This is a genomic window from Streptomyces sp. NRRL B-24085, assembly GCF_001282115.1.
In the GTDB taxonomy this organism is placed as follows: Bacteria; Actinomycetota; Actinomycetes; order Streptomycetales; family Streptomycetaceae; genus Streptomyces.
Genome location: NZ_LJBR01000257.1, coordinates 1 through 12,298, shown reverse-complemented (window position 1 = coordinate 12,298; position 12,298 = coordinate 1). Strand labels below are relative to the sequence as shown.

Annotated in this window: 13 protein-coding genes; 8 read left to right on the top strand and 5 right to left on the bottom strand. The window is 71.8% G+C overall.

Annotation, left to right across the window (positions count from 1 at the left end; genetic code table 11):
• Positions 1 to 45: 45 nt before the first annotated feature.
• From AOJ26_RS26380 to AOJ26_RS26370, 3 genes are all read right to left on the bottom strand, one after another.
• A complete protein-coding gene (locus AOJ26_RS26380) occupies positions 46 to 1,050 on the bottom strand; it encodes a Gfo/Idh/MocA family oxidoreductase (protein ID WP_053850843.1) in 1,005 nt (334 codons plus the stop codon).
• A gap of 73 nt (positions 1,051 to 1,123) precedes the next feature.
• Positions 1,124 to 1,900 carry an SDR family oxidoreductase gene (locus AOJ26_RS26375; protein WP_053850842.1) on the bottom strand — a complete coding sequence of 259 codons (777 nt, stop codon included), beginning with the start codon at positions 1,898 to 1,900 and terminating at the stop codon, positions 1,124 to 1,126.
• Between the two features lie 30 nt (positions 1,901 to 1,930).
• Entirely contained in the window at positions 1,931 to 3,097 is a 1,167-nt protein-coding gene (locus tag AOJ26_RS26370; RefSeq protein WP_053850841.1) for a phytanoyl-CoA dioxygenase family protein, read from the bottom strand.
• Positions 3,098 to 3,204: 107 nt separating this feature from the next.
• On the opposite strand from AOJ26_RS26370, the gene AOJ26_RS26365 reads away from it, so the two are divergent.
• Positions 3,205 to 4,224, top strand: a complete 1,020-nt coding sequence (locus AOJ26_RS26365) for a LacI family DNA-binding transcriptional regulator (RefSeq protein WP_053850840.1) — start codon at positions 3,205 to 3,207, stop codon at positions 4,222 to 4,224.
• A 319-nt stretch (positions 4,225 to 4,543) separates the two neighbouring features.
• Here AOJ26_RS26365 and AOJ26_RS26360 read toward each other — a convergent pair whose 3' ends face one another.
• Entirely contained in the window at positions 4,544 to 5,698 is a 1,155-nt protein-coding gene (locus tag AOJ26_RS26360) for a Gfo/Idh/MocA family protein (RefSeq protein ID WP_053850839.1), read from the bottom strand.
• A gap of 112 nt (positions 5,699 to 5,810) precedes the next feature.
• Between AOJ26_RS26360 and AOJ26_RS26355 the strand changes: the two genes are divergently transcribed.
• Positions 5,811 to 6,818 (top strand): LacI family DNA-binding transcriptional regulator, encoded by a 1,008-nt coding sequence (locus AOJ26_RS26355; RefSeq protein ID WP_053850865.1) that lies wholly within the window; start codon positions 5,811 to 5,813, stop codon positions 6,816 to 6,818.
• Positions 6,819 to 6,829: 11 nt separating this feature from the next.
• On the opposite strand, the gene AOJ26_RS26350 is transcribed toward AOJ26_RS26355, so the two are convergent.
• A complete protein-coding gene (locus AOJ26_RS26350) occupies positions 6,830 to 7,174 on the bottom strand; it encodes a cupin domain-containing protein (protein ID WP_053850838.1) in 345 nt (114 codons plus the stop codon).
• 183 nt (positions 7,175 to 7,357) lie between these two features.
• Here AOJ26_RS26350 and AOJ26_RS26345 point away from each other — a divergent pair, with 183 nt between their 5' ends.
• The 6 genes from AOJ26_RS26345 to AOJ26_RS26320 all read left to right on the top strand — a co-directional run.
• Positions 7,358 to 8,008, top strand: a complete 651-nt coding sequence (locus AOJ26_RS26345) for a GntR family transcriptional regulator (protein WP_053850837.1) — start codon at positions 7,358 to 7,360, stop codon at positions 8,006 to 8,008.
• A gap of 48 nt (positions 8,009 to 8,056) precedes the next feature.
• Positions 8,057 to 8,806 carry a PIG-L deacetylase family protein gene (locus AOJ26_RS26340; protein WP_053850836.1) on the top strand — a complete coding sequence of 250 codons (750 nt, stop codon included), beginning with the start codon at positions 8,057 to 8,059 and terminating at the stop codon, positions 8,804 to 8,806.
• The gene (locus tag AOJ26_RS26335) at positions 8,803 to 9,507 is read left to right on the top strand and encodes a 4-carboxy-4-hydroxy-2-oxoadipate aldolase/oxaloacetate decarboxylase (RefSeq protein ID WP_053850835.1); all 705 of its coding nucleotides are present in this window, start codon (positions 8,803 to 8,805) and stop codon (positions 9,505 to 9,507) included. Before AOJ26_RS26340 ends, AOJ26_RS26335 begins: the two co-directional genes overlap by 4 nt.
• Positions 9,508 to 9,533: 26 nt before the next feature.
• Positions 9,534 to 10,598 carry a 4-oxalomesaconate tautomerase gene (locus AOJ26_RS26330; RefSeq protein WP_086724061.1) on the top strand — a complete coding sequence of 355 codons (1,065 nt, stop codon included), beginning with the start codon at positions 9,534 to 9,536 and terminating at the stop codon, positions 10,596 to 10,598.
• Positions 10,595 to 11,545 (top strand): catechol 2,3-dioxygenase, encoded by a 951-nt coding sequence (locus tag AOJ26_RS26325; protein WP_053850833.1) that lies wholly within the window; start codon positions 10,595 to 10,597, stop codon positions 11,543 to 11,545. Before AOJ26_RS26330 ends, AOJ26_RS26325 begins: the two co-directional genes overlap by 4 nt.
• 114 nt (positions 11,546 to 11,659) lie before the next feature.
• Positions 11,660 to 12,298 (top strand): MFS transporter (locus tag AOJ26_RS26320; protein ID WP_159044390.1); only part of this gene is annotated, 639 nt, incomplete at its 3' end.

The window sequence follows — 12,298 nt, the reverse complement described above, 5'->3', positions numbered from 1 at the left end:
AGCCCCGGTGTCCCGGGCTCGGGGGCCCGGGACACGGCAGCGGGGTCAGGCGGCGCGGACCTCGGCGATCGTCACCGGGCGGTGCTCGTGCAGGGACAGCGTGCACGCCTCGGCGATCCAGCCCGCCTCCAGGGCGTCCGCGACGGTGCACGGCGAGGGCCGGGTGCCGGCCACGACCTCGGTGAACGCGGTGAGTTCGGCCCGGTAGGCAGCGGTGAAGCGGTCCATGAAGAAGTCGTGCGGGGTGCCCGCCGGGAAGGTCACCCCGGGCTCGACCGAGCGCAGCGGGAGCTTGTCCTCCAGGCCCACCGCGATGGAGTCCTGGAAGCCGTGGATCTCCATGCGGACGTCGTAACCCCGGGCGTTGTGGCGGGAGTTGGAGACCACCGCGATCGTGCCGTCGTCGAGGGTGAGGATCGCGCCTGTGGTGTCGGCGTCGCCCGCCTCCTTGATGTAGTCGGCACCCCGGTTGCCGCCGACGGCGTACACCTCGACGACCTCGCGGCCGGTCACCCAGCGGATGATGTCGAAGTCGTGCACCGAGCAGTCCCGGAAGATGCCCCCCGACGCGGCGACGTACGCGGCGGGCGGCGGGGCCGGGTCCAGGGTGGTCGAGCGCACGGTGTGCAGCTTGCCCAGCTCACCCGACCGGACGGCGGCACGCGCGTTCACGAAACCGGTGTCGAAGCGCCGGTTGTAGCCGATCTGGATCGGTACCGCACTGCCCTGCACGGCCCGGAGGACCTCGACGCCCTCGCTCATGTGCTTGGCGACGGGCTTCTCGCAGAAGACGGGGACGCCGGCCTCGACACCCGCCAGGATCAGCCCCGGGTGGGCGTCGGTCGCCGCCGCGATCACGATGCCGTCCACACCGGCGGCCAGCAGGGCCTCGGGCGAGTCCACGACCTCGCCGCCGAAGCGCTCGGCGGCGGACTTGGCGGCCTCGGCGAAGGGGTCGGTGAGGACGAGGGACTCGACCGCGTCGAGTCCGGAGAGGGTCTCGGCGTGGAAGGCGCCGATGCGGCCGAGGCCGAGGATTCCGATACGCATGGGGGTGCAGCTCCTTGAGGGTGTTTCGGTGAGCGGTGTTTCTCAGGCGGCGTTTCCCGAGGGGGAGGGGAGGTCAGTCGAGTCCGCCCAGGACGTTCTGGTCCCAGTCGATCACCGATCCGGTGACCACGCCCGACCGGTCGGACAGCAGCAGGACCACGAAGTCGGCGATCTCGTCGGGCTGGCCGAGCTTGCCCATCGGGAGCCTGGCCGCGGCCTCCTCGCGCCAGTCGTCGCCGGCGCCGTGGAAGGCCTTCTGGGTGGCGTCCTCGCCCTCGGTCGCCGTCCAGCCGATGTTCAGCCCGTTGATCCGCACCCGGTCCCAGCGGTGGGCGTGCGCCGCGTTGCGGGTGAGGCCGACGAGTCCGGCCTTCGCGGCCACGTAGGGCGCGAGGAAGGGCTGTCCGCCGTGCGCCGAGGACGTGATGATGTTGACGACGGTGCCGGGTGCCTTGCGGCCGACCATGTCGGCGACGGCTGCCTGCATGGCGAAGAACGGTGCCTTCAGGTTGATCGCGATGTGCTGGTCGAACAGCTCGGGCGTGGTGTCGAGGAGCGTGCCCCGCGAGGTCAGCCCGGCGGAGTTGACCAGGCAGTCGACCCGGCCGTACGCCTCGACGACCCGGGCGACGGAGGCCTTGGCCTGTTCGGCGTCGGCGAGGTCGGCGCGGACGAACAGCGCCTTGCCGCCGGCCGCCGCCAGCTCCGCCACCAGCGCCTCACCGGGCTCCGGCCTGCGGCCGGTGACGGCCACGACCGCCCCCTCCCGGACGGCGGCCCGGGCGACGGCGGCACCGATGCCCTGGCTGCCGCCGTTGACGAGGACGACCTTGTCGTCGAGTAGTCCCATGGATGTGCCGGTGCCTTTCAGTCGGTGCGCTCAGCTCGTGCGCCGGTCGGCGCACGCCCGCAGTTCGTCCCGGAGCGTCCGCGGGGTCCAGCCCTCGGCCAGCGCCCGTCGTACGAGGTCCGCCTGCGAGGGTGGGGCCAGTCCGTCGACCGGCGGATCGCTGTCGAGGTTGGTGGGGAAGGGGTAGCCCTCGGCGCTCGCGGCGATCACGTTGTCCAGCCACCGCGCGTCGGCGCCCTCCGCCTTGCGGCGCAGCAGCGCCGGGTAGACGGCGTTCGACACCGCCTCCCGGTCCACGGTCTCCATGGCCCGCCCGAAGGCCGAGGAGACCTGGAGCAGGTTGGCCATGCGGCGCACGTCCGTGGTGCGGTTGGTGCCGGCCGCGTGGAACAGCGCCGGGTTGAAGAAGACGGAGTCGCCCTTGGAGAGGGGCAGCTGGACGTGGTGCTCCTTGAAGTACGCCTGGAACTCCGGCCGCCGCCACGCCAGGTAGCCGGGCTCGAACGTCTGCGAGTACGGCAGGTACAGCGTCGGCCCCGACTCCACGGGCATGTCGCAGTGCGCGACGGCGCCCTGGAGCGTGAGGACGGGGGAGAGGCGGTGGACGTGCGCCGGATAGGCCGCGGCGACCTCGTCGGAGAGGAAGCCGAGGTGGTAGTCGCGGTGCACGGTCTGGGCGAGGCCGCCCGGGTTGACCACGTTGACCTGCGAGGTGACCTGGTAGCCGGGGCCGAGCCAGGCCTCGGACACCAGGGCGACGACCGGGTTGGCGTAGTAGTCGGCGAACGCCGCCGGGTCGTACAGGGCGGCCTTCTCCAGCGCGTTCCACACCCGCTCGTTGGCGCCGGGCTTCGCGAAGTGGTCGCCCGCGGTCGTGCCCGCCGCGTACTGCTCGCGGATCAGGGAGTCGAAGACCTCGGTGAACCGGTCCACGACCGCGTGATCGGGGAACGCGCCCCGGAGGACCACGACCCCGGGCCCGTCGGTCAGGGCCCGGACCAGCTCCTCCTGCACTAGCCGGCGGTCCTCGGCCCCGAGGACGCGCTCGGCGTCGTACAGCAGGACGTTCCGCTCCACGGCCGTGGCGTGCGGATGGTCGGCGAGGTCGGTCGTGCGCTCGACGAGCGCGCGGAACGAGTCGAGGTCGCAGTCCTGCTCGGACAGCCAGGCACGGCGGTGAACGGCGGTGAAGGACATCGGCGTCCTCTCGATGACAGGGGCGACTCAGCGCTGTCATTCTTGTCATGACAAAGCCGTCGAACAACCAGCAGGCAGCCATCAAAAACCCCTCAAGGAGCAGGCGCGTGGGCCACCCCTACCCGATCCGGGAAATCGCACGTCAGGCGGGGCTGAGCGAGGCCACCGTCGACCGGGTCCTGAACGGCAGGGGAGGGGTCCGGGAGAACACCGCCCGCGAGGTCCACCAGGCGATCACCGATCTGGACCGGCAGCGCACCCAGGTCCGGCTGGTCGGCCGCACCTTCATGATCGACATAGTGATGCAGACCCCGGAGCGCTTCTCGACGGCCGTGCGCGCAGCCCTGGAGGCCGAGCTGCCCGCACTGCACCCCGCCGTCCTGCGCTCCCGCTTCCACTTCCGTGAGACCGGCCCGGTGGCGGAACTGACGAAGATCCTCGACCGGATAGCCCGGCGCGGTTCCCAGGGGGTGATCCTCAAGGCGCCGGACGTCCCCGAGGTCACGGCGGCCGTCGGCCGGCTCGCGGAGGCGGGCATCCCCGTGGTCACCCTCGTCACCGACCTGCCCGCCACGGCCCGCCTCGCCTACGTCGGCATCGACAACCGGGCCGCGGGTGCGACCGCCGCCTACCTCATGGGCCAGTGGCTCGGCGACCGCCCCGGCAACGTCCTCACCAGCCTCAGCAGCGGGTTCTTCCGCAACGAGGAGGAGCGCGAGATGGGGTTCCGCAGCGCCATGCGCACCCGGCACCCGGAGCGGGCGGTGGTGGAGATCGCCGAGGGGCAGGGCCTGGACGCCACCCAGTACGACCTCGTCCGGGCCGCGCTGGAGCGGGACCCGGAGATCCGGGCGGTCTACTCGATCGGCGGCGGCAACATCGCCACCCTGCGCGCCTTCGAGGACCTGGGCAGGGAGTGCGCGGTGTTCGTGGCCCACGACCTCGACCACGACAACGACCGGCTGCTGCGGGAACACCGGCTGTCCGCCGTGCTCCACCACGATCTGCGCCAGGACATGCGGGAGGCGTGTCACATCGTGATGCGGGCGCACGGGGCGCTGCCGCCGGCGGGGCCGACGACGCCTTCGGCGATACAGGTGGTCACGCCGTACAACATGCCGTGGTGAAGGGGCGCGTCATCCCCCGCGGGACCGACCGGGCTCGTCCCTCACCCGCGCGTGGTGACGGACGCCGAGAGCGGCCGCGACGGCGTCTCGGTGCGCCTGGGCCGCTTCGAAGCGCAGACCGTCGGTGGCCCGTACGAGGCTCGCCGTACGTCGCCATGTCCCCTCCGAGCGACCGCACACCACGTCGCCCGGCTGGTGCAGTTGACCCGGCGGGGGTCCCGGAGTCCAGCACGAGGCACCAAGTCGAACCGCGGCAGGGTGAACGCCCGGCGCCTCCGCGCGCCCCTCGCCCCGGCCCCGGTCACCCCCGTCGGTGCGGTCACACCGCCACCTCGGTCCATGAACCGTTCGCCGCGGACCGGGACATGGCGTCCAGTACGGCGGCGCTGTGCACGGCGTCCTCCAGGGTGGCCCCGTACGGCGTGCCCTCGGCGATCGAGCGCAGGAAGCGGTACGCCTCCACGACCTTCAGGTCGTCGTAGCCCATGGCGTTGGCCGCGCCCGGCTGGAACGCGCCGAACTCGCCGTCCCCCGGGCCGACATACACCGTGCTGACCGGCTGGTCCTGGTAGCGGGTGCCGCGGCTGACGCCCAGCTCGCCCATGCGGCGGAAGTCCCAGAACACCGCGCCCTTGGTGCCGTGCACCTCGAAGCCGTAGTTGTTCTGCTCGCCGACCGCGACCCGGCTGGCCTCCAGGACACCCCGGGCGCCCGAGGCGAAACGCAGCAGGCAGTTGACGTAGTCCTCGTTCTCGACCGGTCCGAGCTCACCGGTGGCGAGGGTGTGCCCGGCCGTGGCGCCGGTGGGACGGGCGCGCTCCGGCACGAAGATCGCGGTGTCGGCCGTGAGGGAGACGATGTCGCCGAGCAGGAAGCGGGCCAGGTCGGCGCCGTGCGAGGCGAGGTCGCCGAGCACCCCGCTGCCGCCCCGTGCGCGTTCGAAGCGCCAGGTCAGGGCACCCTGCGGGTGGGCCGCGTAGTCGCTGAAGAGCCGGACGCGGACATGGGTGACCGCGCCGATCTCCCCGGCGGCGATCAGCTCGCGGGCGGCCTCGACGGCGGGCGCGTTGCGGTAGTTGAAGCCGACCGTGCTGCGCACACCGGCCCCGGCGACCGCGCCGGCCACCGCCCGGGCGTCCTCGGCGGTGAGGCCGACCGGCTTCTCGATCCAGATGTGCTTGCCGGCCCCGGCCATCGCCACACCGATCTCGCGGTGCAGGAAGTTGGGCGCGGTGATGCTGACCGCCTGGACGCGCGGGTCGGCGGCGACCTCGCGCCAGTCGCGGGTCGTCGAGGCGAACCCGAACTGCGCGGCGGCCTCCTCGGCCCGCCCCGGCACGTCCTCGGCGACGGTCACGAGCTCCGGGCGCAGGCCGAGCCGTGGGTAGTGGTGCGGGACACGGGCGTACGCCTGGGTGTGCACCCGGCCCATCCAGCCGAATCCGACGACCGCGACACCGAGCGTATCGACCATGGGAGCCCCTCTTTGGACCGTTCCATTCTCTGTCCAGGTCACCTTGGGTGCCGTATTCGCTCGCTGTCAAGCCTTTGACAAGCAGCCCCGCCGCATGGAACGGTCCATGTCCATGAGGGCGCCGACGATCCGTGATGTGGCCGAGCGGGCCGGGGTCTCGAAGTCGTTGGTCTCGCTCGTGCTGCGGGGCTCCGACCAGGTCCGCCCGGAGAAACGGGAGGCGGTGCTGCGGGCCGTGCGCGAGCTCGGCTACCGCCCCAACGCCGCCGCCCGCAGCCTCAGCGAGCAGCGCACCCGCACGGTCGGCGTCCTCCTGAACGACCTGCGCAACCCCTGGTTCGTCGACCTGCTCGACGGCCTCAACTCACTGCTCCACGACAACGGCCTGCGCATGCTCCTGGCCGACGCCCGCCTCAACCGCCGTACCGGGCAGGACCCGGCGGGCCCCTTCCTGGACCTCGGTGTGGACGGCCTGGTCGTGGTCGGCACGCTGCCCGAACCCGCCGCGCTCCGGGCGGTGGCCGAACGCCTCCCGGTCGTCGTGGCCGGCGCGCGCGAGCCCCGGCTGCCGGGGGTGGACGTGGTCGCCAACGACGACGAGTGCGGCGCCCGCCTGGTCACCGAGCACCTGATCGGCCTCGGCCACCGCCGGATCGCGCACATCGCCGGGTACGGGGCGGTCGGCGAACTGCGGCGGGCCGGCTACCAGGCGGCGATGCGGGCGCACGGCCTCGCGAAGGAGGCGGTCGTCGAGCCCAGCGACACGACCGAGGAGGGCGGGTACCGCACCACCGTACGGCTGCTGAGCCGCCCCGACCGGCCGACGGCCGTCGTCGCCTTCAACGACATCGCCGCGATCGGCACGGTGTCGGCCGCCGAGGAACTGGGCCTGGACGTCCCGCGCGACCTGTCCGTCGTCGGCTACGACAACACGAGCCTCGCCCGCCTGCGCCACGTCTGGCTCACCACCGTCGACAACGCCAGCCACGAGGTCGGGCGCCGTGCGGCACGCTGTCTGCTCGACCGCTTCGAGGGGCGCGGGGGAGCGGGCCGTACGGATCTGGCCTCGCCGGCGCTGGAGATCCGCGGCACGACAGCGGCCCCGCCGGACGCCGACTGATCTGCCCTTTCTCAGAGGTTGATCGCGTACGCCTTCCGCAGCGTCTCGTGCACCGTCCACGTCGTACGGTCGCCCTCGCGCAGTACGGCCATGTCGCCCGGCCCCACGTTGAGCGTCGGCCCGCCCTCGACCTCGATGGTCGCCGAGCCGCTGACGACGACGAACAGCTCGTCCGCCTCCGTGTCGGTGACGACGCCGGGGGTGATCTGCCAGATGCCCCGGATCTGTCGCCCGTCCTCCGACTCCCAGACGACCTTCCCGGTCACCTCGGGCGTCCCGGAGACGATCTGCTCCCGCGCGAGGGGCTCGGAGGTGAGCTCGGCGTCGGGGACGTGCAGTACGAAGCTGTGATCCATGGGGCGACCCTAGCGAGGTCGTTCCCGGCCCGTCCGCCGACATGGTGTGGAGTGCCGGCGCCTGTGGACGGACACTTCGTCGGTGCGCGGCGGCTGATGGCGCAGGATACGGCGGACAAAATTGTTGACAATCTTGTCTGGCTAGATTTAGGTTCGACAGGCACTCACTCAGGGAGGGCAACGATGCCGAAGGAAGCCCGTCCGAGCACCGGGGAGCAGGCCAAGCAGCATGCGTTCGCGCAGTTGCGGCAGGCGATCCTGCACGGCGAGATGGCACCGGCACAGCGGCTGGTGGAGAACGAGCTCGCCGAGCAGTTCGGTGTGACACGGGCCAGCATCCGGGCCGCGCTCATCGATCTGGAGGCCCAGGGCCTCGTCGAGCGGATCCGCAACCGGGGTTCCCGGGTGCGGGTGGTGACCGTCGAGGAGGCGGTCGCCATCACCGAGTGCCGCATGGTCCTCGAAGGACTGTGCGCGGCCAAGGCGGCGACCCTGGCCAGCGACGAGCAGCTCGCCGAGCTGACCGAACTGGGCACGGCGATGACCAAGGCCGTGGCCGACGGCGAGCCGGTGACCTACTCCGAGCTCAACCAGGAGCTGCACGCCAAGGTGCGGGAGTTCTCCGGCCAGCGGACCGCCGTGGACCTGCTGGAGCGACTCAACGCCCAACTGGTGCGGCACCGCTTCCAGTTGGCGCTGCGTCCGGGGCGTCCGCAGCACTCCCTGAACGAGCACCTGGCGATGATCGAGACGATCAGGGCCAGGGACCCGCAGGCGGCCGAGAAGGCCGTCCGCGCCCACCTCACCAGCGTGATCGAGGCGCTGCGCGGCTGAGCCGCACGGGGCGGGCGCGAACCTGTCCACTCCAAGGAGATTTCAGCAATGACGCAGTCAGGCGCGCCCGCCCCTCCACGTTCGACACTGGTGATCACCGCCCATGCCGGGGACTTCGTGTGGCGGGCGGGCGGAGCCATCGCCCTGGCCGCCTCCCGGGGCGAGAAGGTCACCATCGCCTGTCTGACCTTCGGTGAGCGCGGGGAGTCCGCGAAAGCCTGGCGCGAGGGCAAGAAGCTCGACGAGATCAAGGCCATACGCCGGGACGAGGCCGAGCGCGCCGCCGACACCCTCGGCGCCGAGGTCCGCTTCTTCGACGCCGGCGACTACCCGCTGGTCGCCACCGCCGAGCTGACCGACAGGCTCGTCGAGGTCTACCGGGCCACCCAGCCGGACGTGGTGCTCACCCACCCGGTCGAGGACCCGTACAACGGCGACCACCCGGCCGCCAACCGCATGGCCCTGGAGGCCCGGGTCCTCGCGCAGGCCATCGGCTACCCGGGCGAGGGCGAGATCATCGGCGCCCCGCCGGTCTTCTACTTCGAGCCCCACCAGCCCGAGATGAGCGGCTTCAGGCCCGAGGTCCTCCTCGACATCACCGAGGTCTGGGAGACCAAGCGCAAGGCCATGGAGTGCCTCGGCGCCCAGCAGCACCTGTGGGACTACTACACCGACCTCGCCGTGCGCCGGGGCGTCCAGCTCAAGCGCAACGCGGGCCCGAACCTGGGCCTGGCCCACAGGACCATGGCCGAGGCGTACATGCGCCCGTACCCGCAGATCGCGAAGGAGCTGGCATGAGCGGCGTGATCGTCACCGACCCGCCGAAGGCGGACCTGAAGGACGTCGACGCGCTCGCGCGGTACGGCGTGGCCACCGTCAGCGAGGCGATGGGCCGAACGGGCCTGCTGGGCCCGGCGATCCGCCCCGTCCAGCAGGGCGTACGGGTCGCGGGCACCGCGGTCACCGTGCTGAGCTGGCCCGGCGACAACCTCATGATCCACGCGGCCGTCGAGCAGTGCGGCGAGGGCGACATCCTGGTCGTCACCACCACCTCCCCGTGCACGGACGGCCTGTTCGGCGAGCTCTTCGCGACCGCCCTCAAGCAGCGCGGGGTGCGCGGGGTCGTCATGAACACCGGCATCCGCGACACCCAGGAGCTGCGGGACATGGGCTTCGCCGCCTGGTCGCGCGCGGTCTCCGCGCAGGGCACGGTCAAGGCCACCGGCGGCTCGGTCAACGTGCCGATCGCCGTCGACGGCCAGGTGATCCACCCGGGCGACGTGATCCTCGCCGACGACGACGGTGTCGTGGTCGTCCCGCGCGAGCGGGTGGCCGCGACGGTGGAGAGGTCGGAGGCCCGCGAGGCGAAGGAGGCCGCCACCCGTGCCGCCTTCATCGACGGCCAGCTGGGCCTGGACCGCTACGGGTTGCGGGAGACGCTGAAGAACCTCGGTGTCGAGTACCGGTCCTACGAGGAGCACACGGGGGAGCGGTCGTGACCCCGCTGCCCGACGAGGTGCCCTGCATGCTGATGCGGGGCGGCACCTCCAAGGGCGCCTACTTCCTCGCCGGTGACCTGCCCGCCGAACCCGCCCTGCGCGACGACCTGTTGCTGCGGATCATGGGCAGCCCGGACGACCGGCAGATCGACGGCCTGGGCGGCGCGCACCCGCTCACCAGCAAGGTCGCCGTGATCTCGCCGTCCGCCGACCCGCAGGCCGACGTCGACTACCTCTTCCTCCAAGTCGTGGTCGACCGGCCGGAGGTGAGCGACCGTCAGAACTGCGGGAACATCCTCGCCGGCGTCGGCCCCTTCGCCGTCGAGCGCGGACTCGTCCCGGCCGGGGAGCAGGAGACCTCCGTCCGGATCCGCATGGTCAACACCGGCGACTACGCCACCGCGACCTTCCCCACCCCCGGCGGCCGCGTCGACTACACCGGGGACGCCGAGATCTCGGGCGTGCCGGGAACGGCGGCGGCCGTGGTGATCGAGTTCCCGCCCGGCGCGGGGGAGTTGCTCCCGACCGGCAACGCGGTCGACGTCATCGACGACGTCGAGGTGACCTGCGTGAACAACGGGATGCCCACCGTCCTCATCGCGGCGACCTCCCTCAAGGTCACCGGCTACGAGCTGCCCCGGGACCTGGAGGAGGACGTGGCCCTGGCCGACCGGCTGCGCACGATCCGCCTGGCCGCGGGCCGCCTGATGGGCCTCGGTGACGTCTCCGACGCCACCGTCCCCAAGCTGACGCTGCTCGCCCCGCCCCGCGACGGCGGCGCGGTCACCACCCGCACCTTCATCCCCGTGCGCTGCCACACCTCCATCGGTGTCCTGGGCGCGGCCAGCGTGGCCGCGGGCCTGCGCATCGAAGGGAGCGTGGGTGCCGGGCTCGCGGAGATCGATCCCGGCAGCGAGCGTGTACGCATAGAGCACCCCACGGGGTTCCTGGACATCGAGAGCAGCGTGGATGCCGTCCCGGGCGGCCCGCCCTCGGCCCGCCGTACCGCCGTGGTCCGCACGGCCCGCAAGATCTTCGACGGCACCGTCTTCCCCCGGGCCGCCGACCGACCCACAGGAGGTCACCGATGACTCCGCCGCTCGGCGACATCGCCCACATCGGCCACACCCAGCTCTTCACGCCGGACCTGGACGCCAGCGTCGCCTTCTTCACCGACTTCCTCGGCCTCACGGTCAACGGGCAGGACGGCGACACGGTCTACCTGCGGACCTTCGACGACTACGAGCACCACAGCCTGGTCCTCACCGCCCGCGAGCAGCCCGGCCTCGGCCGGCTCGCCCTGCGCACCTCCAGCGAGGAGGCGCTGCACCGCCGGGTGAAGGCGGTCGAGGATTCCGGCGGCACCGGCACCTGGGTCGAGGACGAGCCCGGTCTCGGCAAGCTCTACGTCACCACCGACCCGGACGGCCACGAGCACGCCCTCTACTGGGAGAGCGAGCACTACCGGGCGCCCGAGGAGCTCAGGCCGGCGCTGAAGAACCAGCCGCAGGCCAAGCCCAACAGGGGGGTCGGCGTACGGCGGTTGGACCACATCAACTTCCTCGCCGCCGACGTGCTCGCCAACGCCGAGTTCCAGCAGAACGTCCTCGGCGCCCGGCCCACCGAGCAGATCCGGCTGGACAGCGGGAAGATCGCGGCGCGCTGGCTGACGTACACGAACAAGTCGTACGACGTCGTCTACACCTCGGACTGGACCGGCAGCGAGGGGCGGCTGCACCACATCGCCTTCGCCACCGACACCCGGGAGGACGTCCTGCGCGCGGCCGATCTCGCCATCGACACCGGGGTGTTCATCGAGACGGGCCCGCACAAGCACGCCATCCAGCAGACGTTCTTCCTCTACGTCTACGAGCCGGGCGGCAACCGCATCGAGCTGTGCAACCCGCTCACCCGGCTGGTGCTCGCGCCCGACTGGCCGCTGGTCACCTGGACCGAGCAGGAGCGGAAGAAGGGCCAGGCCTGGGGTCTGAAGACCATCGAGTCGTTCCACACGCACGGGACGCCGCCGGTGGCCTGAGCTGCGCTTGTCCGAGCCACCCCCAAGTTGTCGATGAGATTGTTGACAAAAGCGTTGACACCTTGGGGGTGGCTCCTTAGCGTCTAGCGCACCAAGTACGAGAGGTAACCAACGATGTCTTCCTCCCCCTCCCCGGCCGTTCGCGGCAGCAGACTGGCCCTCCTGGTCGTCGGTCTGTGCTGGCTGGCCGTGCTGTTCGACGGTCTCGACATGTTCATCTACGGCTCGGTGCTGCCGCACCTGCTGGAGACCAGGACCTTCGGCCTCACCCCGGACCAGGCGGGCGACCTCGGCAGCTACGCCACCTTCGGCATGCTGGTCGGCGCGCTCGTCGCCGGCACGATCGCCGACCGCGTCGGCCGCAAGAAGCTGATGGTCGCCTGCGTGACCCTCTTCTCGCTGGCCTCCGGCCTGTGTGCGATCTCGGAGAGCGTCGCCGTCTTCGGCCTCGGCCGGACGCTGGCGGGCGTCGGCCTCGGCGGTCTGCTGCCGACCGCGATCAGCATGGTCTCCGACTACGCCCCGCGCGGCCGCGGAGCCATCGTCATCGGCCTGCTGATGACCGCCCACCACGCGGGCGGCATCCTCTCCGCGTACGTCGCCAAGTGGCTCATCGACCCGGTCGGCTGGCGTGCCGCGTTCTGGGTCTGCGTGCTCCCGCTGCTCTTCGCCCCGGTGCTGGCGAAGTTCCTGCCCGAGTCGCTGAGCTTCCTGGTGGCCAAGGGCCGCACGGAGGAGGCCAGGGCCCTGGCC